Annotated in this window: 17 protein-coding genes and 3 pseudogenes; 12 read left to right on the top strand and 8 right to left on the bottom strand. The window is 63.0% G+C overall.

All coding sequences use genetic code 11. The annotated features are described in order from the left end of the window. Positions 1–5 precede the first annotated feature (5 nt). The 5 genes from BBBF_RS00485 to pknB are packed head-to-tail and all read left to right on the top strand — an operon-like array spanning position 6 to position 7642. Positions 6–1664, top strand: a complete 1659-nt coding sequence (locus BBBF_RS00485; RefSeq protein ID WP_021647464.1) for a protein phosphatase 2C domain-containing protein — start codon at positions 6–8, stop codon at positions 1662–1664. Beyond that, complete coding sequence (locus tag BBBF_RS00480) at positions 1661–3139, top strand: FtsW/RodA/SpoVE family cell cycle protein (protein ID WP_003811411.1); 1479 nt, start codon at positions 1661–1663, stop codon at positions 3137–3139. Before BBBF_RS00485 ends, BBBF_RS00480 begins: the two co-directional genes overlap by 4 nt. Next, complete coding sequence (locus BBBF_RS00475; RefSeq protein WP_021647465.1) at positions 3136–4602, top strand: peptidoglycan D,D-transpeptidase FtsI family protein; 1467 nt, start codon at positions 3136–3138, stop codon at positions 4600–4602. Before BBBF_RS00480 ends, BBBF_RS00475 begins: the two co-directional genes overlap by 4 nt. Beyond that, positions 4599–5582 carry a serine/threonine-protein kinase gene (locus BBBF_RS00470; protein WP_003816154.1) on the top strand — a complete coding sequence of 328 codons (984 nt, stop codon included), beginning with the start codon at positions 4599–4601 and terminating at the stop codon, positions 5580–5582. The genes BBBF_RS00475 and BBBF_RS00470 overlap by 4 nt, the downstream gene beginning before the upstream one ends. A gap of 2 nt (positions 5583–5584) precedes the next feature. Continuing rightward, positions 5585–7642, top strand: coding sequence for a Stk1 family PASTA domain-containing Ser/Thr kinase (pknB, locus tag BBBF_RS00465; RefSeq protein WP_003811404.1), 2058 nt, complete (start codon positions 5585–5587; stop codon positions 7640–7642). A 232-nt stretch (positions 7643–7874) separates the two neighbouring features. On the opposite strand, the gene BBBF_RS00460 is transcribed toward pknB, so the two are convergent. From BBBF_RS00460 to BBBF_RS00450, 3 genes are all read right to left on the bottom strand, one after another. After that, positions 7875–8519 carry an anthranilate synthase component II gene (locus BBBF_RS00460; protein ID WP_003811402.1) on the bottom strand — a complete coding sequence of 215 codons (645 nt, stop codon included), beginning with the start codon at positions 8517–8519 and terminating at the stop codon, positions 7875–7877. Between the two features lie 95 nt (positions 8520–8614). Further along, positions 8615–9844 (bottom strand): class E sortase, encoded by a 1230-nt coding sequence (locus BBBF_RS00455; protein WP_021647466.1) that lies wholly within the window; start codon positions 9842–9844, stop codon positions 8615–8617. Continuing rightward, positions 9841–10629, bottom strand: a complete 789-nt coding sequence (locus BBBF_RS00450) for a DUF881 domain-containing protein (protein WP_021647467.1) — start codon at positions 10627–10629, stop codon at positions 9841–9843. The genes BBBF_RS00455 and BBBF_RS00450 overlap by 4 nt, the downstream gene beginning before the upstream one ends. A gap of 77 nt (positions 10630–10706) precedes the next feature. Between BBBF_RS00450 and crgA the strand changes: the two genes are divergently transcribed. After that, positions 10707–11147, top strand: a complete 441-nt coding sequence (gene crgA, locus BBBF_RS00445; protein WP_014759709.1) for a cell division protein CrgA — start codon at positions 10707–10709, stop codon at positions 11145–11147. A gap of 125 nt (positions 11148–11272) precedes the next feature. Here the strand turns inward: crgA and BBBF_RS00440 are convergent, their stop codons facing one another. From BBBF_RS00440 to BBBF_RS00430, 3 genes are all read right to left on the bottom strand, one after another. Then, positions 11273–12574, bottom strand: coding sequence for a class I SAM-dependent methyltransferase (locus BBBF_RS00440; protein ID WP_231855225.1), 1302 nt, complete (start codon positions 12572–12574; stop codon positions 11273–11275). A 459-nt stretch (positions 12575–13033) separates the two neighbouring features. After that, positions 13034–13135 (bottom strand): integrase, encoded by a 102-nt coding sequence (locus BBBF_RS10675; protein ID WP_198050520.1) that lies wholly within the window; start codon positions 13133–13135, stop codon positions 13034–13036. A 420-nt stretch (positions 13136–13555) separates the two neighbouring features. After that, positions 13556–14341 (bottom strand): rhomboid family intramembrane serine protease, encoded by a 786-nt coding sequence (locus BBBF_RS00430; protein ID WP_021647471.1) that lies wholly within the window; start codon positions 14339–14341, stop codon positions 13556–13558. Positions 14342–14527: 186 nt separating this feature from the next. Between BBBF_RS00430 and BBBF_RS00425 the strand changes: the two genes are divergently transcribed. Together BBBF_RS00425 and BBBF_RS09390 are read left to right on the top strand one after the other, a co-directional pair. After that, a complete protein-coding gene (locus tag BBBF_RS00425; RefSeq protein WP_003811385.1) occupies positions 14528–14749 on the top strand; it encodes a hypothetical protein in 222 nt (73 codons plus the stop codon). Positions 14750–15056: 307 nt separating this feature from the next. Next, entirely contained in the window at positions 15057–15299 is a 243-nt protein-coding gene (locus BBBF_RS09390) for a hypothetical protein (RefSeq protein ID WP_080545144.1), read from the top strand. A gap of 168 nt (positions 15300–15467) precedes the next feature. On the opposite strand, the gene BBBF_RS00420 is transcribed toward BBBF_RS09390, so the two are convergent. Continuing rightward, a complete protein-coding gene (locus BBBF_RS00420; protein ID WP_003811376.1) occupies positions 15468–17921 on the bottom strand; it encodes a glycogen/starch/alpha-glucan phosphorylase in 2454 nt (817 codons plus the stop codon). 336 nt (positions 17922–18257) lie between these two features. Between BBBF_RS00420 and BBBF_RS00415 the strand changes: the two genes are divergently transcribed. The 3 genes and pseudogenes from BBBF_RS00415 to BBBF_RS10160 all read left to right on the top strand — a co-directional run. After that, complete coding sequence (locus BBBF_RS00415) at positions 18258–18665, top strand: sterol carrier family protein (protein WP_003811373.1); 408 nt, start codon at positions 18258–18260, stop codon at positions 18663–18665. 253 nt (positions 18666–18918) lie between these two features. Then, positions 18919–19215, top strand: coding sequence for a transposase family protein (locus tag BBBF_RS00410; protein WP_192829045.1), 297 nt, complete (start codon positions 18919–18921; stop codon positions 19213–19215). A 43-nt stretch (positions 19216–19258) separates the two neighbouring features. Continuing rightward, positions 19259–19536: pseudogene (locus BBBF_RS10160) on the top strand (transposase); the annotation flags it as partial. A gap of 100 nt (positions 19537–19636) precedes the next feature. Here BBBF_RS10160 and BBBF_RS00405 read toward each other — a convergent pair. Next, positions 19637–19936 (bottom strand): annotated as a pseudogene (locus BBBF_RS00405) (ATP-binding protein); the annotation flags it as partial. Between BBBF_RS00405 and BBBF_RS00400 the strand changes: the two are divergent. Continuing rightward, positions 19907–20301 (top strand): annotated as a pseudogene (locus BBBF_RS00400) (IS3-like element ISBlo10 family transposase); the annotation flags it as partial. The pseudogenes BBBF_RS00405 and BBBF_RS00400 overlap by 30 nt on opposite strands. Positions 20302–20466 lie beyond the last annotated feature (165 nt).

Genomic DNA, 20466 nt, shown 5'->3' with positions numbered 1-20466 from the left:
GGCTCATGCCAAATTCCGTTGCATCACAGACCTTGTTCCTGTACTCGACCACGGTGTCCGACGTCGGCACCGTGCGCTCCAACAACCAGGATTCCGCGTTCGCCGGGGAGCACCTCATCGCGATCTGCGACGGCATGGGTGGCCATGCCGGCGGCGACACCGCCTCGACCATCGCCATCCGTTCACTCGCCCACATCGAGCACGATGACGTCAACGGCGACGTGAGCACCGTCGCCCGGATGATGGAAACGTCCGTCATGGCCGCGCACGACGCGATCGTCGGCAAGGCGAAGCGCGAGCGCAAGCTCGCCGGCATGGGCACCACGATGACCGCCGTGGCGCTGGTCGCGGGCTACTGGGTGCTCGCGCACATCGGCGACTCGCGCGCGTACCTGCTGCGCGACGGTCGCCTGACCCGCATGACGCAGGACCACAGCTACGTTCAGCATCTCATCGACACAGGCCGCATCAGCCCCGCGGAGGCGCGCAACCATCCGCAGCGCAACGTCGTCATGCGCGTGCTCGGCGACTTCGACATCGATCCGCACCCCGACATCGCCATTCGGGCCGCCCATCCAACCGACCGTTGGATGCTGTGCTCCGACGGCCTGTGCGGCGTGCTGGAGGATTCCACCATCGAGCAGACGCTCACCGCCTACTCCGATCAGGAGGAATGCGCCCAGCAGCTGGTTTCGATGGCCTTGAAGGCCGGCAGCACCGACAACGTGACCGCGGTCATCGCCGACGCCACGCTGGCTCTCGACGCGGATGCCTTCGACCTGCCCCACCAGACCCCACTGGTCGCCGGAGCGGCGAGCGCCAGCCTGGAGCCCATCGCAGACATCCTCAACGAGCCTGTCGCCACCGCGCCCATGCTGCGCGACGCGAACGCATCGCCAGCGCAACGCGCCGCCGCGCTGATACAGAGCCAGCCCGCCTCGCAGCCGTCGCCGCGCGTCGCGCAGCCGCCGGCCGTGCGCGAGGAGAACGGCGAACGCGCCAACCCCGACACCGGCGAGATACCGGTCATCCAGAAGCGTGACGGCCATGTCACCGACGATCCCAACGATCCCGACGTCGCCAAGGCCATCCATCACGAGCGGCAGACGCAGCGCAAGGAGACGCGCAAGCGCGGCCGCCGCAATCGTCTGATCGCAATCCTCATCGTGATCGCCGCGCTCGCGCTTGCCACGGGCGGCGCTTTCGGCGCCTACCGCTGGAGCCAGACGAAATACTTCATCGGCAACGCAGACGGCGTGGTGGCCGTGTACCAAGGCGTGAACACCAACGTGTTCGGCCTGGCGCTGTCGCACGAGGTCAAGCGCACGAACATCGACATCGACTCGCTGCCGCAGGCGTGGCGCGACCAGCTGCAGGACGGCATCACCTTCAACAGCTATGACGAGGCCATCCAGCACGTGCAGGTCATCCGTCAGGAGAAAAGCAACTTCAACGACAATTCCAACACGTCCAAGTCGTCCGGCGACGCGGGCAACGGCACGTCCGACTCATCCGACTCATCCGACTCATCCGGGTCGAACGGCACGGACGGCGACTCAAGCGCCGGCAGCAGCCAGACCGACGGCGGCACTGCGGATGGCACCGCGGGCGATACCGGCACGGACGCATCGTCCACCGGCACAGACGGCGGTGACGCCCAATGATCCCCATACGTCTCCGTCAGGCGTCGCTGCTGCTGTTCGCCATGCTGATCAGCGTCGTCGCCTTCTACCAGATGTTCCTGCGCGTCTACGGCCACTTCCCCGCCAACTACATCGGCCTGCTGGCCGTGGTCGGCGCGCTGTTCCTCGTGCTGTGGGGACTGCTGCTGCGGTTCAAGCCGTACGCCAGCCAGGCGATTCTGCCATGCGTGCTGATGCTGACCGCGATCGGCGTGGTGATGATCGCGCGCATCGACAAGTCCGGTAATTCCTCGGTCGGCTCAAGGCAGCTGATCTGGTTGTGCATAGCCCTGACGCTGTGTGGCATCCTCGTGGCGGTCATGCGCGACTATCGTGTGCTGCGCAAATACTCGTACGTGAACATGGTGATAGGCCTGATACTGCTGCTGTCGCCCATGATCCCCGGTCTGGGGCGCAACATCAACGGCGCCAAGATCTGGATCCGCATCGGCGGATATTCGCTGCAGCCCGCCGAATTCGCCAAGCTGTTCCTCGCGTTCTTCTTCGCCGCCTACCTGTTCGACCACCGCGACCAGCTCGCCGTGGGAGGCAAGAAGGTGCTGGGACTCCAGCTGCCCCGCATCAAGGACCTCGGTCCGATCATCATGGTGTGGCTGATCTCGATGGGCGTGCTCATCATGCAGCGCGATCTGGGCACGTCGCTGATGTTCTTCGCGATGTTCGTCGCGATGCTGTACGCGGCCACCGGGCGCAGAAGCTGGATCGTCATCGGCTTCATCGCGTTCGCCGTAGGCGCGGTCGCCGCGGCCAGCGTGTTCAGCCACGTCGGCCAGCGCGTGGACTCATGGCTGCACCCGTTCAGCGACGAGCAGTACAACCGCATAGGCGGCTCGTGGCAGCTGGTCACGGGCATCTTCGGCATGGCCTCCGGCGGCATGACCGGCACCGGCCTGGGTCACGGGCAGCCGGGTCTGACCACGTTCGCGAATTCCGACTTCATCTATTCGTCGGTCGGCGAGGAGCTGGGCTTGACCGGTCTGATGGCCGTTCTGGTGCTGTACCTGCTGATCATCGCGTCCGGGTTCATCACCGCCATGAAGATCAAGGACGGGTTCGGCAAGCTGCTGGCCTCCGGACTGGTGTTCACGATGGCCTTCCAGGTATTCACCGTGGTCGGCGGCATCACGCTGGTAATCCCGCTGACCGGCATGACCATGCCGTACATGGCCGCCGGCGGCTCATCGCTGATCGCGAACTACCTGCTCGCCGCGCTGCTGATGATCATCTCGAACGCGGCGAACCGCCCGGAGCCGGACACACTGTCCGACACGTTCCAATACGAGGCGCTGGCGGTGCTGCGTGACCGCGAGCTGAAGGAACGCACTGACAAGGAGTCCGCACCCGAACGCGAACCGCAGGCCGAGCGGCCACCGGAACCCCGCCACGCGGCGGCGAACAACCAGACCACGGAAATCATCGAGGCAGGTGCGCGATGAACAAATACCTCAGGCAGCTGTTCACCGCCGTCATCGCCTTGTTCGTGGTACTCGGCATGTCCACCACGATCATCACCGCCATCCGCGCCAACTCGCTGAGCTCCGGCCCGCGCAACGCAAGGGCGCTGTATCAGGAATACGGCGCTCCCCGAGGCGCCATACTCGCGTCCGACGGGACGATCCTCGCGCAGTCGACCCCGGTCAACGACGTGTTCTCATACCAGCGTTCCTACACGAACGGGCCGGTGTACGCCCCGGTGACCGGCTTCTTCTCGGTCACCCAGCGCGGCGACCGCGGCATCGAATCATCCCGCAACAAGCTGCTGAGCGGCAAGGCGGACGCGCTGTTCTGGGATCAGCTGAAATCGCTGTTCACCGGCGTCGAGAACAAGGGCGCGTCCATCGAGACGTCCATCAATCCCAAGCTGCAGCAGCTCGCCTACCAGCAACTCGGCAGCAACGACGGCGCCGCAGTGGTCATCGAGGTCAAGACCGGCCGCATCCTGACCCTGGCGAGCGCCCCCAGCTACGATCCGAACGCTCTCGCCACGCACGACACGAAGAAAGCCACCGCGAACTATTCGAAACTCGCCGCGCAGGCCAACAGCCCGATGATCAACCGTGCGACCTCGCAGCTGTACCCGCCCGGATCCACGTTCAAGACCATCGTCGCCGCGACGGCGCTGGAATCCGGCGACTACGACACCGATACTCAGATTCCCGCCGGAGCGAGCTATACGCTGCCCGGAACCTCGACGAACCTGACCAACACCACCACCGCGGCGAACGGCATCGACGGCAAGATCACGCTGCAGGACGCGCTGACATACTCGTCCAACACCGCGTTCGCCCAGCTCGGCGTGAAACTCGGCCAGGACAAGATCGCCGAGCAGGCGAAGAAGCTCGGCTACGGAAGCTCGATCACCATCGACGGCACCTCGTCGTCCGGGCGCCCGATGAAGTCCGTCGCCGCCAAGTTCCCCGACACGCTGTCCGACGACAAGGTGGCGCTGGCGTCCATCGGCCAGGGCGACGTGCTGTCCACGCCATTGCAGAACGCGATGGTCGCCGCGGCCATCGCGAACGACGGCAAGCTCATGAGGCCGACGCTGGTGGACCGCGTGCGGGCCAGCGACCTGAGTACGCTGTCCGAAGCCACGCCCGAAGTGATGTCCACCGCGTTCAGCTCCAGCACGGCGTCCAAGCTCAACCAGATGATGCAGTCGGTGGTCGAGCATGACGCGCCCAGCCTGCAGCTGAGCGGCATCAAGGTCGCGGCGAAGACCGGAACCGCGCAGATCGGCAGCTCCAACCAGACCAACGACGCATGGGTTATCGGGTTCGCCCCCGCCGACAACCCGAAGATCGCGGTCTCCGTTGTTATCCATAATGTCAATCAGTACGGTGTGGAAGCCGCCGGACCGATCATGCGTTCACTGATGGAGGAGGCCCTGAAACAATGAAACTCGTCGAAGGACAACTCATCCACCGCCGTTACCGCCTGGATCGCCGACTGGCGCAGGGCGGCATGGGAGAGGTGTGGAAAGGCCACGACATCCAGCTCAACCGTCCCGTCGCCATCAAGGCGCTGCGCGACGATCAGGGCAACGTCGAGGCCAAGCTGCACCGTCTGCGGGCGGAAGCGCACAATTCCGCCAATCTGGCGCACCCCAACATCGCCGCGCTGTTCGAGTATTACGAGCACGACAGCATCGGCTTCCTCATCATGGAGTACGTGCCCAGCGACTCGCTGGCCGACATCTACCGCGACCGTGGCACGCTGCCCGCGACGGAACTGCTGCCGATACTGATCCAGACCGCGCGCGGCCTGTTCGTGGCGCACAGCCACGGCGTGATCCACCGCGACGTCAAGCCGGCCAACATCATGGTCTCCACTACGGGCGAGGTGAAAATCACCGATTTCGGCGTCTCCTACTCCACGAACCAGGAGCAGATCACGCAGGATGGCATGGTCGTCGGCACCGCGCAGTACATCTCCCCCGAGCAGGCGCAAGGCAAACAGGCCACGCCGCAATCCGACATCTACTCGCTGGGCGTCGTCGCGTACGAAGGGCTGTGCGGGCATCGGCCGTTCACCGGCACCACGCCGGTCGACATCGCCGCCGCACACGTCAACGACCCGGTGCCCCCGCTGCCGGATTCCATAGATGTGCAGCTTCGGCAGTTCGTCATGTCGATGCTGTCCAAGGATCCGCTTGACCGTCCGAAGGACGCGCTGACCGTTTCGCGCACGCTGTCGCGCATAGAACGACGTCTGCTCGATCAGGAGACCGCGCAGATGGATGAGACCATCATGGGACTTGGCGGGCGCATGCCCCGCCGCGTATCCAGCACACCGCACACGGCGACGCTGATCACCATGAACCGTAACCAATTTGGCGGGCATACGGCGACGACCGACCCGAAGAATCGAGAGGAATAGCTATGAGCAGCAATATGCCGGCATCGCTGGCGAACGGCCGCTATCAGCTCGGCCAACTTGTAGGGCGTGGAGGCATGGCCGAAGTGCGCGTGGCATTGGACACGCGCCTGGGACGTACGGTGGCGATCAAGATCATGCGCGCCGACCTGGCCAACGACAAGATCTTCCTGTCCCGATTCCGCCGCGAAGCGCACTCCGTGGCGCAGATGAACAACCCGAACATCGTCAACATCTACGACTCCGGCGAGGAGACCGTGATGACCGACAGCGGCGGCACGGAGCGGCTGCCGTACCTGGTGATGGAGTTCGTCAAGGGCCAGACGCTGCGTGACGTGATCAAGGCGAACGGCCCGCTCAGCCAGCGAGACGCCGAACAGGTGATGCTCGGCGTGCTCAACGCGCTCGAATACTCGCATCACATGGGCATCGTCCACCGCGACATCAAGCCCGGCAACATCATGATCTCCGAGCAGGGCGTGGTCAAGGTCATGGACTTCGGCATCGCCCGCGCGCTCGACGACTCCGCTGCGACGATGACCCAGTCCCAGGGCGTAGTCGGCACCGCGCAGTACCTCTCGCCCGAGCAGGCTCGCGGCGAGACCGTCGACATGCGCTCCGACCTGTACTCGGCCGGCTGCGTGCTGTATGAGATGCTCACCGGCCGTCCGCCGTTCACCGGCGACTCGGCTGTGGCGATCGCCTATCAGCACGTGTCGGAGGTGGCGACGCCGCCCAGCACGCTCGTGCCCGGCCTGCCGCGCATGTGGGATTCGATCTGCGCGAAGGCGATGGCGAAGGATCGGCAGAACCGTTACGCGACGGCGGCCGAATTCAAGAACGATATCCTGACGTTCATGAACGGCGGCGTGCCGGTCGCGGCGGCGTTCAACCCGCTGACCGATCTGGCCAACGTGAAGGCCCGCAAGGCCGCGGAGCAGCAGGACGGCGGCGCTACCGTGCCGATGAGTGCTGTCGGCGCGGGTCAGCCCACGCAGGCGTACAACCCGGCGACCGGCCAGTTCGAGATGGTGCCTCCGGCGCAGAACCCGAACGAGGCCCTGGCGGTCAAGTCTCGCGCCGAGCAACGCGCGGAGGCGGCCAGGCAGAAGCGCAAGAAGAAGATCATCATCGCGTCGATCATCAGCGGCGTGGTGCTGCTGGCGATCATCTTCGGCGTGATCTACACCATGAGCCGCAAATCCGCCACGGAGATGGGCACCGTGCCCACCATCACGGCGACGATGACCAAGGCGCAGGCGAAGGAGAAGGTTACCTCGGCCGGGTTCAACTTCGTTGAGATGCAGGATTCGGATTCCGGTGAACCCGCCGGCACGTTCACCAAGCAGTCCCCCAAGGGCGACACTCAGGCCGTCAAGGGCTCGGACGTGAAGGTCTGGTTCTCCGTAGGCCCCAAGTCGGTGACCGTGCCCGACCTGAGCGACTACACCCAGGAGGATGCGCGCAACGCGCTGGAGAAACTGGGCTTCAAGGTGTCGTCCGTCACGAAGACCGCCGACAGCGCCACCATCGAGAAGGACAAGGTCGTGAGCACCGACCCGGCCTCCGGCACGTCGCAGCCCAAGGGCACGACGATCACGCTGTACATCTCCTCGGGCATGACCAAGGTGCCGGACGGTCTGGTCGGCCAGCCCAAGGACACGGTGCTGGACAAGCTCTCGTCCATGAAGTTCCTGCCGGTCGTCGAGCAGGAGGCCTCGGACAAGGTGGAGAAGGGCTCGGTGACGCGAGTCAGCCCCGGTTCCGGAGAACTGGTGCTGCAGGGCTCGCAGATCACGGTCTACGTGTCCACCGGCAAGCCGCAGGTCAGCGTGCCCAATCTCCTCGGCAACACGATCGCCAAGGCCAAGGCCACGCTGGGCAGCGACTTCACGCTGAAGGTCACCGGCGACGCGACCGATGATGCGGTCATCGAAACGCAGGATCCCGCGGCCGGCACGCAGGTCGACAAGGGCAGCACCATCTCGGTCACCGCCAAGAAGCCCACCACCGAGGATCCCGACAACAACGGCAACGGCGGCACGACGACAGGTGGGAACTGAACCGCCGGGAATGGCCGTGATTGCCATTGCGGTGTGACCGATCGGCCGCCTGACGGCCGGTAAGCGCAACCGGCAATCGCGGCGGGTCGATCGGCAAGACGGGCGGCCCAGCCGCGCGGTCTACACACATCGGCCCAGAACACATGATGGCCCGTGGCATTCCTCATGCCACGGGCCATCATCGTTGTCATGCGCGTCACGCGTCACGCGCGGCGCCACACACACGTGCGTGTCAGCGGTTGACCTTGGGCTGCAGACCGATGGACTTGGCCACGGCGTTGGTCTGCCCGCAGACGGCGAGCCAGTTGGCGAGCAGCCGGTAGCCGTCCTGCGTCATCACCGATTCAGGATGGAACTGCACCGCATACATCGGCAACGACCGGTGCTTGATGCCCTGAACGATATGGTCATCCTTCGTCCACGCCGTCACGACCAGGTCATCGGGCACGGTGTCGGGCTCGACGGCCAGCGAATGATATCGGGTCGCGGTCATCGGATTGGCGACGCCGGCGAAGATCTCATCATCGATATGCTCGACGAGACTGGTTTTGCCGTGCATGATGGTGGGCGCGTGGCTGACCGTGCAGCCGAACACCTCGGCGAGCGCCTGCAGGCCAAGGCACACACCGAACATGGGCTTGCCGAGCTTGGCACATAGCCGAATAACGTCCTCGCTGGCCCCAGAATCCGCCGGAGCGCCCGGACCGGGGGAAATAAGCACACCGTCATATTCGTCCAGCACAGAGGCATCTGAGGGGTCTATTGCGTCGTTGCGCACCACATCGACCGTCGCTCCCAAGGTTTTCAGATATCCAACGATGGTGTATACGAAAGAATCGTAATTGTCCACCACCACAATGCGTGCCGAATCCGTCATGACGCTCCTCGTCTCGTTCTGATTATGGGATGGCACCGGCGAGCGCCGACCGTCATCCCATGCGTTCCCATTATCGCCGCCAACCGGCCATGCCGCTAATCGACCGCGTAATTCGACATGCTTTGCAGGATGGGGATGTTGCTTGCCGCCCATGGGCACGCCCACTGAATCAGCGACACGCTGACGATGAACAGCAGCAGTATCAGCAGCGCCCACCTGATTACCAGCGGACCGGGCTGGTGACGCAGCAGCCATCCGTAGATGCTCGCGTCCGGACGGCGGCGCTTGCCGGCGCGAATCTCGCGCAGCACCGGGTACCGCCAGGCCACCAGGGCCGCGATGTACAGCACCAGGTACGCCACCAGCGCCCACAGCACGATGGGCTGCAGCGTGCCCAGCTTGGACACGAACGACCGGCTCGTGTTGCTGCTGGAGAACGCCACCTTCGCCGAGTTCGACGACGTGGCGAGCTCCTGCGGCACGCCATCCGAGACCTTGGCCCAATAGTCCAGCTCACCGTAGCTGATCCAACGCTGCGTGGCCGTGGTGTATTTCGGCTCGCACGTGGTCAGTGTGATCATGCGCTTGCTGGGAGGCGTGTTGAGATCCTCCGGGTTAGCGGCGATGACCTCGGAGTGCTCCGGAGTGACGATCTTGTGTGTCGTGTACTTGTACACGTACCAGTAGTCCTTGGTACGCACGATGATCGCGTCGCCCTCCTGCAGCAGGTCGACGTCTCCCAGCGGTCGACCGTAGCCGTTGCGGTGGCCGGCGACCGCGAAATTGCCGACTGAACCGGGCATCTGCGTGGACGGATAATGTCCCAGACCATGCAGCGACAATTCGGCCTCGTCCGTGCCTTCGACCACGTTACGCACCCACCCTTGGCCGAACCGGGGCACGTACACCTGCGCGATGAGCTCGCCATCGCTTGCGCTCGTCGGCTGGACCGGCACGTCGCCGCTTTGCGCCTTGGCGACCTTCGAGCTGTCGCCGCCGGCCGGATCGGACCATGACGCCGACTGGCGGGTCTCGACCTGCGTGTGCTCGGACTGGACGCCGGTCCACCACATCTGCCATACCACGTACAGCGCGCAGACGGCCGCCAGCGTCATCAGCACCTCGCCAAGGATCCCCAGCACCGACCACAGAACGCTGCGCTTGGCCGCCGGCTGCGCGAGGCCGCGCCGGGCGTTCGGATCGGGCATCGGCACCGGAGGCAGCGCCATGGTCACTTCCCCGGCGTACTCCGGTTCAGCAGGGGCAGGCGCCTCGAAATCCTGAAAATCGCCTTGAATCTGTTGAGAGTTGCGCGAATGCTTCATTCCTCGCTCCCGTCCTTGACCACGGACGCATACCGCAACGGCTGCAGCGTCGCCGCAGACTGCCCGAACACGAGATCGTCCTTTTTTTCCACTTTCCAGCCCAATCCGAATGCGCTGACATACTCTTTATACAACTTGACCGCGTTCGAGTCGTCCAAAGCCCGAATCATGGCATCTGTGGGGCCGATCGCCGACACGGTGAACGGCGGCGAGTATTTCTTGCCCTGTAATAGAAGCACATTTCCTTGGCAGATCACTGCGGAATTGAACAACACGCGCTGGTCCATGATCATCATCGACTCCGCGCCGCCCGCCCACAGGGCGTTGACAACAGCCTCCACGTCCTCCTGATGCACGACGTAATCGTTGATGTTCGCGGCCGAGCCCGAGCTGTCCACCATGTTCTCCCACAACGGGGAGTCGTTCAGGGTCACGGTGATGCCGGGACCGTGCACCGCCGGCAGTATGGTGCCGGAGCCCGCGTCCTCGGTGTCGCTGGGCTTGGGGTCGCTCGTGCCCGAGGGCTGCTCGGAGGAGCCACTGTTGTTGGCGAAATCCTTCAGCGTGTTGATCTGCGCGCTCAGGTCGGTGATGTCCTTCTGCAGCTGGTCAACATGCTCCACGCGCTGCTCCACCAGATCCGCCGTGTCGGAAGTGACCGTTGCCGTGCGATTCACGCGCACGTTCGTCACCAGCAGATACCCGGAAAAAGCCACGATCAGGCACACCGCGAAGCCGCCGAGCCACGTGCGCCGGGCGGCGTGCCTGCTGGTGTGTCTGGCCATGATTCCTCCCAGTGTGTTCAACTTTCGAGTGTAACCGCTATTATGATTTTTTAGCCTATTGAATGGAGACTACGCTTATGGCTGACACAGAGCTGCACGAAACCGACTCGGAAGACCAGAAGGACTGGCAGGCCGAGACCGACGCCGACGTCAAGGACACGGACGCCAACGAGACCGACGAGGCCGATGACGATTACGGCGTCTCCATGGACAAGGTGCAGGCGGTGCTCAACGCCACCGCCGACAAGTCAGAGATGACCCCGCAGATGCAGCGCATGATGTCGCGGCAGGCGGAGAACACGCGCCGCGTCGAGGAGACCATCAAGGGCACCAAGTCGAACCCGCGCTGGTTCGTCCCGCTGTTCTGCGCGCTGATGATCATCGGCCTGATCTGGGCCGTGGTCTACTACCTGTCGCCGAACGGCACGTGGCCGATCCCGGGTATCGGTGCTTGGAACCTGGCAATCGCCTTCGCGATCATTATGGTCGGATTCATCATGACGATGTGGTGGCGCTGAGCGGCGAGATCCCCTCGCGGCAGCCAGCTCCATATCGACGGTAAGCGACGTTACGGTTTGGCGGTGGCGCGGCATGGTGCTGCGCCACCGCCAAACTGTGTTGTTGTCATACCCTTTTCGCGGTTTCACTGCTTCACGGTGCGGACGATGACATGACGGCCATCGACGGACGTCGTGCCGAACAGATACACATCGCCGCCGTCTGCCAGCTTGAGTTTCCTGCGCAGCTGGACAGCGGTCAACGGGAAGTTGCGCACTGCGATATTCGCCCTGTCGACGCCCGCTAGAGCCCGTTTCAGCTCTTTTTTGCCCATACCCGCGATGGTTTCAATGACAAATCCCCGGCCGGGAAACTGCGGCGCCGGCGTGCCCGATATCAGCAGGTGGCTGTTCGGGCCGATCTGGCGCATACCATAATGGTCCTCCAGCAGCGCGAAACAGCCGCCCTTCATCAGCGAAGCGTTCGGCTCGTACAGATACCTGGGCTGTTCCGGAGCGGCGTGTGACGGCTCTGCAGACCCGCCCTGACTGCCTTTTTCTCCTGCGGAGGCGAGGACCACGCCGTCAGAATCCGCGCCGGTCTTCATGTCATGGACGTATCCGAATACGTCGCCATCGTTGACGCAGATCACGCGTACGGCGTCGTGCGAACCGCGGTCGAGCACCAGCAGCAGTTCCTTGCATTCGTTGCCTGTGGAGACGATATGCACTTCGCCGACCGAACCGTTGAAGTCCGCAACCGTCTTTCGCCAATCCAGCATCGGAGACAGCTTGACCATGACGTGCGGCGAGACGGCCAGCAGACGGTCTTTCAGCGCGAGTACGTCCGGCGTGCAGTCGGCGATGGCATAGGTTCGGCCGCCATGCGCGTCACGTCGCGCGGGGTCGAGGTAGATCAGCGCGATGGGAACGGCTGTAGCTGAATCGACTGCGGCCGAGTCTGCGGAGGCGGCGCGGGAATCAACGACGCCGCGCAGCCAATCCTCCGCATCGCCGTTGATCACATCCATGTGCGGGAGCCCCAGCGCCCGGAAATTATGAGCCGCGAGCTCGCACAGGTGAGGCTGGCGCTCCACATAGACCGCCCGGCTGAATCCACGCGCGATATACGAGCAATCGACGCCGAATCCGCCGGTCAGATCGACCATCGCACCGCTGGCACCCGCTACGCGCCTTGCGATGCCGGCCTTGTACTGCGCGGCGAACTGGGAAGAGCACTGTTCCATGGAGATGTGCGGCGGATAGACGATGCCGTCGGTCTCAGCCCATTGCGGCAGCTTGCGGCACGCAGTCTGCCAGCCGGCGATCTGGTCGAGCGCGAATGGCAGGTCAAGCCCGTCCACGCGTTTGGCGCTGAGCGCCAGGTCGCGCACATCCTGATTGCGGTGCGCCGCAATGAACCGACTGGTCTGAGACGAAATATCCATAGTGTCATGGTATCCCGGCAACGTCATCGCGCCCTGGCTTCGAGACCCGTAACGGATGCTCCGCAAATCAAGTTGTGCACTGTCTATCCACCGGTTTTCCCCATGTTATCCACATTATTCACATACTTATACACAATTGTGGATAACTCTTATTCGCATTGTGCACATTGTCCACAATGTGTCAAAACCCAGTATCTCCAACATTGTTAGAGCTCACACGGACTTATTCACCATAGTTATCCACGAGTTATACCCAACTTATACCCAAGTTGTCCACAAAGTTCTCCACATCATGTGGAAAACTACACGCATGTAATTCACATTGGTGCGACGCCTCCACCCCGAGCCATTCTCCAGTGCCCCGCCCACCCCACAAAAGTCCCATCACAAGCTCGGGGGTGGCGACGTTTTGTTGGACTTCGTTGTCTGTATGGTTGTCTGGCAGGTTATCACATGTGTTCAGCCGACGAGCCCCGGCTTGATGCGCCTGTCCATGATGCTCATCCCGTACTCGGTCTTGATGCGTTCGTCGCGGTACCATGTCATGTACTCGTCGAGCATCGTCGGCGAACCCGTCGACCGTGACGCACGTGAAGTCGCGCTTGTGGAAGAACTCCTGCTTGAGATGGCCGAAGAACCCCTCCACGGCCGCGTTGCCCGGGCTGCAGCCCTTCGCGCTCATCGAGCGGGTCAGCCCGTGGCCCTTGCAGATGCGTATCCATTCCGGCCACCGGTAGTGGCAGCCGCGGTCCGAGTGGATGACGGGCGCCTCGCCGATCTCACCCCTGTACGAGGAGTAGCGCCTCGCGCTCCTGGACACGGGCACGAGCCCGTGCCGGGCCATCAGGCGCATGACCCGTTTGGCGGACACGACGACGCCCACGCCCCTCAATTCCAGGTGGACGCGCCTGTACCCGTAACGGCACCTGCTGTTCTCGAACACGCCGCACCGGGTGGGACTTTCACCGGGTAAGAGGCCAATCACATGATGTACGTCAGAGCTGGATTGCTCAGATTACAGACCAGCACGCCTGCGACGATCAGCGCCAACACCACCGCCCCGTACACCATCGTCCGGAACGTCAGGCTCTTGCCACGCAACGCGTGCACGCCGGAAACCAGCAGCCACGTGAACACGCCGCCGACGATGAATCCACCTACATGAGCCTGCCATGCGATACCGCCCACCAGGAACGGCATCAGGAAGTTGACCGCCATCCAGACCAGCATCGAACGGATATCCTCTCCGATGCGCCGGTACACAACTAGCATCGCCGCGAACAGGCCGAACAACGCGCCGGACGCGCCATAGGCACCACCAAGCCACCCGGTGCCACCCGGCCACAGCGCGGCCCAGGACATCAGCCCAAGACCGCCGCCCAAACCGGAAAGCACGTACAGCGCGAGAAACGGCCAATGCCCCATCATCTTCTCCAGCACCGGCCCCACGCTCCACAACGCCAGCATGTTGAACAGGATATGCAGCACCGACTTCGGCGAATGCAGAAACATCGACGTGAGGAACATCCACGGTTGTGCGACCGCCGTCAGCGGGTCGAACCGGCCGTAATAGATCATGGTTGCGAGTCCAAGAGGCCAGAACAGGCTGAACACCATCTCGACAACCCACACGGCGACGCACGCGATGATGATCGCGCTGGTGAACACAGGGCCGTTCGACCGCCACTGATATTGAATCGCACGCTTGGAGAACAGGTTGTGCGCCGACGGCGCACCGGGAAACAAACTGAATCGGCCATTACTCATGTCATCTACTGTAGCGGAATCGCATCTCCTCGCCGGACGGTGAAACAACACGCTCCCGGCTCGTCGTGCGCACCGCCGGCAAAGCAAAAGCATTCCCGCACGCAATCGCCACATTTTTGGAATTAAGATGGAACCCAGAGTTGGTTTTGAACGGGCAAGCCAACCAGGATTGGGAAAGGAGCCGTCATGGAGAACAAGTCTTCAAACGGTTGGAAGTTCTTTGCGTTGTTCTTTGGTGCGCTGCTGGCCGCCGTGGTTGGTCTGTACATCTACAAGCAGCAGAACCCGGATTATGATCCGTGGGAGGAGCCTTGGGAGAACAGCTCGTCCCCGGTCGACCTTGGCCTGACCAAAGACGCCGACAAGGGCGACGCCGATGAGGCCGAAGCAGCCCCGGAAGCCGCCTGAGTTCATTTAACAGTCAATCGTTGTAGGCACACATGTGTCCGCGAAAAGAGCCTGCCTGCATTTCGCAGACAGGCTCTTTTCGCATATTGTGCCGCATTGAGGCTCTGGATGGCTCACTGCATGGCGATTCCAACTTTGCCCCTCTTCGTCGAGACATGCCCCACCGCCGCCACGATCGAAAAACGGCAGCAACGTATGCGGTGCCGGCAAGCTCAAAGCATCGTATTCGCAAAGCAAGACGCCGGTTCCGAACCTATGCGATGGCAATACCGACACCGCGTGGGGCGACTGGCAGTCCAAGGGCAGTGTGAAGCCCGAGCCTTGGGTGAGCTGGACGTTCGATGAGGCGAAGACCTTGGATTACGATCTTCCCGGATCGTTGAACATCGAGACTCAGGCGTATCCGCGTCGTTCGCGGTCGCGATCGCGTCGAATGGTGACCAGCAGCCGACCACGCCGAGCAAGCCCGGTGATGGCGATGCTTGCAAGCGGCTTCCTGCTGCTAATCGCCGCAGTCGCCGTGTTCGCCATTCGCTGCGCTGCGCAGTGATGTAAAACAAAATTCGCCCCCGCCAGCGGGGGCGAATCACGTTACACGCCGTCAGTCGGCAAGCGGGCGCAGCCCGTTGGACTGATTACGTGTGCGTCCTCTAGGCGCACCGAAGGAAACGGTACAAAAGTACCGCGACTGAGGAGCAACGACGAGGACGCTCCGCAATCAGGCCAACGGGGAGGTGTGCCAGATGTTGTCGAGATAATCCTGGATCGACCTGTCGGAGCTGAAGTAGCCCGAGTTCGCGACGTTGAGGACGGCCTTGCGGTTCCACTCGAGGGGGTCGCGGTAGAGGGCTTCGATCTCACTTTGGATGCTGGAGTAGGCGGTGAAGTCCGCGAGGGTCATGAACCAGTCCTTGGTGAGCCAGTCGGCGACGAGGGGGGCGTAGGTGTTGCGGTCACCGTTGGAGAAGGTGCCGTCGGAGACCATGTCGATGGCGGCCTTCAGGCGGGGGTCGGCCTCGTAGTACTTGGCCGGCGAGTAGCCATCTTCGTAGAGCTTGTCGACCTCGTCGACGGTCATGCCGAAGAGGAAGAAGTTCTCGGCGCCGACACGCTCACGGATTTCGACGTTCGCACCGTCCAACGTACCGACGGTGAGGGCGCCGTTGAGGGCGAACTTCATGTTGCCGGTGCCGGACGCCTCCTTGCCGGCCTGGGAGATTTGCTCGTCGAGGTCGGTGGCTGGGATGAGGTGCTGGGCGAGGCGGACGTTGTAGTTCCAAGGGAAGAAGACGTGCAGCTTGCCCTTGACGTCGGGGTCGTTGTTGACGACGCGGGCGACGTTGTTGATGAGCTGGATGGTCATCTTGGCGAGGTAGTAGCCCGGGGCGGACTTGGCGCCGAAGATGACGGTGCGGGGAAGCACGTCGTCGGCGGAGACGCGGCCGGACTTGATGTCGGCGTACTTGGCGATCAGCGCGAGGATCTTGAGGGACTGGCGCTTGTACTCGTGCAGGCGCTTGACCATGGTGTTGAACATGGTGTTGGGGTCGAGGTCGAAGCCGTATTCGCGCTTGGCGTAGGCGGTGAAGTCCTCCTTGTTGGCCTGCTTGACGGCGGCGAACTTCTTGACGAATTCGTCGTCCTTGGCGAGGGGTTCGAGGCCCTTGAGCAGTTCGAGGTCGCTCAGCCACTTGTCGGTGCCGAGGCCTTCGGTGATGAGGGCGGACAGGCGCGGGTTGGCGAGGCGGATGAAGCGACGGGGGGTGACGCCGTTGGTGACGTTGGTGAACTTGTCGCCGTAGAGGTCGGAGAAGTCACGAAGGGTGACGTCCTTGAGCAGTTCGGAGTGCAGTTCGGCGACGCCGTTGACGTGGGAGCCACCGGCGGTGGCAAGGTATGCCATGCGGACCTTGGGGTTCTCCTCGTCGGTGACGATGCGCATGCGCTCGATCTTGGCCTTGTCACGGGTCTTGGTCTTGAGTTCGGCGAGGAAGTGCTCGTTGATCTCGTTGATGATTTCCATGTGGCGGGGCAGCAGTTCGGAGATCAGCTTGGCCGGCCAGACTTCCAGCGCCTCGGGCAGCAGGGTGTGGCAGGTGTAGTTGAAGGTCTTGGTGGTGATGGACCAGGCGGTGTCCCAGTCGTAGCCGTACTCGTCGATGAGGATGCGCATGAGCTCGGGGATGCCGATGACGGGGTGGGTGTCGTTGAGCTGGAAGGTGATCTTGCTCGGGAAGGTGGTCAGGTCGGGCTTGCTCTGGCCGGGGTAGAACACGCGGATGGCGTCGTGCAGGGACGCGGCCACGAAGAAGTACTGCTGTTCGAGACGCAGCGCCTTGCCCTGCGGGGTGGAATCCTCCGGGTAGAGAATCTTGGAGATGTTCTCGGCCTTGACCTGCGGCTTGACGGCGTCGAGGTATTCGGACTTGTTGAAGGTGAGCAGGTCGAATTCGTCGTAGCTCTTGGCGCTCCACAGGCGCAGCGTGTTGACGCGGCCGGATGCGTAGCCGGGGACCATGTAGTCGACGGGCACGGCGCGCACGGACCAGGCCGGCTTCCAGACCTTCTTGCCGTTCTCTTCGACGACTTCGCCGCCGAAGGAGACCTTCTGGGAACGGTTGTAGTCGATGTGGCCCCAGGGCTCTTCGTTGGTCAGCCAGTAGTCAGGCTTCTCGATCTGCTTGCCGTCCTTGTCGAAGGCCTGCTCGAAGATGCCGTACTTGTACTGGATGCCGTAGCCGAACGCGGGCACGCCGAGGGACGCGAGCGAGTCGATGAAGCAGGCGGCGAGACGGCCGAGGCCGCCGTTGCCGAGGCCCGGCTCGTGTTCGACGTCGATGACGTCCTGCGGCTCGAAGCCCAGGTCCTTGACGGCTTCGTCGAACTGGTCGATCATGCCGGCGTTGAGCAGTGCGTTACGCAGCTGCTTGCCCATGAGGAACTCGGCGGACAGGTATCCGACGGCCTTGGTGTTGCCATTGACCATGTCCTGCTGGGTCTTGAACCATGCGTCCTGCAGGTAGTGGCGGACCACCAGCGAGGAGGCGACGTACACGTCGGCGGGGGTGGCCTGCTCGACGGTGACGCCTTGGCTGTACTTCAGCTGTTCGCGGATGCCGTCCGCGAACTCGGCGGTCGTGACAGGTGACTTGGGTGCAGTGATTTCAGTCATGTCTGACTCTCTTTCCGGATTATGCTTCCTGTGTTATTATGCGACGGCTTGGTGACCACGCCAATAAGTTCCGGTGAACGCTGCGTAACGTTATGCAATCGTTTGCAGAAACATGAAATATCATACAGGATTTGCCATAAATACGCCAAATCGGCTATATATCAACCACATCTTGAGACGACAGAAAACGTTGCCACGTTGGAAAACAACGTATTGCAACACCTGACGCAAGCCCGATGAAACACTTTTGCAAAGATGCAAAGCATCCGAAACCGCACCGAGAACCGGCGGCCGATGCGAAAAGGCAATCGTCACCCCTAGAGGCACAATGGAGTCATGGCCGCAATTCGAGAACGAGACATACCCGCGGGCGAGCGCGCGTGGCAGCAGTGGAACGACGCAGCGCAGCGACTGCGCGAGGACGGGGCGGACTCGGAGTCCCTGATGCCGGCGCTGCCCCGACCGACATGGGCGATGGCGGTGCGATACACCTTATATCTGCTGGAGCGCAAGGCGCCCGGCCCCGGCGTGGAAGTGCGAGTCGCACCATGGGGAGCCGTGAAGATCCTGGATGGCCCGGCGTCCGACCCGCACAATCTCACACCGCCCGATGTCATCGAGCTCGACCCCGAGGTGTGGCTCCGTCTCGCCGCCGGCATCACCACATGGTCCCAGGAGAAGGACGCGGGGCGCATCACCGCCGTCGGCGAGCGCGACGACCTGAGCGACCTGCTGCCGCTCTGACCGGCCGCGGGCGCCCGTACTTACCGGCCTTCCGGCATGGGCGGCACCGTCGGGCTGCCGCCCATGCCGACGCACGACAATGCATCTGCCACCCGCGGCGCCTACTCCTTGACGTAATACTGCGCCTGCGCATGCACAACTCGTAGTACTTGCCGTTTTCGTCGGCCACGAGCTGGTCGTGTGTGCCATACTGGACGATCGCGCCATGGTCGGACACGGCGATGTCGTCGCAGAACTTGCACGACGACAACCGGTGGCTGATATACACGGCCGTCTTGTCGCCGACATGCCGCGGGTGGATTGCCCGAAGTGCGGGGTCGTGGTCGCGATGGTGTCGTGGGCCGAGCCGGGCAGCCGGTTCACGCGCGACTTCGAGTCGGAGTGCGCGTGGCCGGTGAGCGTCGCGAACCAGAAGACGGTCGGCGGTTTCCCGCATATCGTATGGAGGACCGCGGGAGACATCGCCCGCCGGGTCGCCGAACGGCTCGGAACGGCGATGCCCTCGCCGTTCGACGGCCTCGCCGCGATCGGCGTGGCTACAATGTGTTAGACAGTCCGATGAGGGACGAATGATATGAGATTGGAGGCCGACGATGGCCGGCCCGAAACATCCCCCGCCACTACGACGAGGCGTTCAAACGGCAGATCGTGCAGTCGTGCGAGAGCGGCAAGCCATCCCGGGAGATCAGGGCCGAGTACGACATCGCGCGATCGACCCCGCGGTGCCGGTATTCGCACGAAGGCAGGCGTGATACGGGCCAACACCGCCCGCTACCCGATATCAGCGCGATGCAGGATGCCGGGCGTTCCCCGCTCCACCTACTACTGGATGACCGGGCATCCCGGGACGGAGCGTGCGGATTGTGTTTCTGCAAGTTGGTGTCCACAGTACGGGCACTTTTTCAGCAGCGTAGGCGGCTGGTTTCCAACAGAAACTGCGCCGTCGGAACCCGCCGCCCTTTCCTTCCCGGCTATCTGGTCATGAGGGCGTGCTCGCTACGGTAGGAGCCTCCCTCGAATCCGGTGAGCCTTCCGTGGCGCACGGTGCGGTCGATCGGCATGTAGCCGAACTCGTCGATGACCGGGAGCCTCGCCCTGGCGATCTGCCGGAGCTCCGCGTCGAGCCGCCCCCGTTTCGCGCGGCGCAGCCGCATGAGCAGCCCGGTCGCGGTGAAGAACCCGACCGGTATCGCGCGCATGCACGCGAGCCTGCCCAACGCGACCGCGAGATGCGTCTTGCCGGTGCCGACGGGCCCGTAGAGCACGAGATTGAATTGACACGCCATTCTGGACTACTTCAATTTGGCAAAACACACATCAGCACGGTGTACACCACCCAGGTCAGGGAACACGGCATGCTTCCCTCGACCGGCACGGTCGGCGACTCATACGACAACGCCATGACCGAAAGCGTCAACGGCGCGTACAAGACCGAGCTGGTGTGGCGGCGCAAGCCATTCGCCGACCTGGCCGAGCCAGAATTGGCGACGTTCCGGTGGGTCTCGTGGTGGAACTCGAAGCGTCTCCACCAGTCGTTGGGCTGCAGGACACCGGAACAGATCGAAACCGAGTATCATGCAAACCAAGCGGCACAAACCGTCTCACAATAAAAGGGGAACAGAAATCAGGCCACGTCGGCAGCCTCATCGCGCTCGTCATGCTCCGCTGCGACGGACTCGACATACACCTACCACAACCAAGAACCTAACCCACGAAAACAGCAGAAGCCTCTCAACTCTTCAATTCCACTACAAAGGTCACATCACGGCATACGCACGCCGACGCGCGTATGCGTGCACGA

Source organism: Bifidobacterium bifidum ATCC 29521 = JCM 1255 = DSM 20456, from assembly GCF_001025135.1.
Lineage (GTDB): Bacteria > Actinomycetota > Actinomycetes > Actinomycetales > Bifidobacteriaceae > Bifidobacterium > Bifidobacterium bifidum.
The sequence above is the reverse complement of the archived record's forward strand: the minus strand, read 5'-3'. Positions and strand labels throughout refer to the sequence as shown.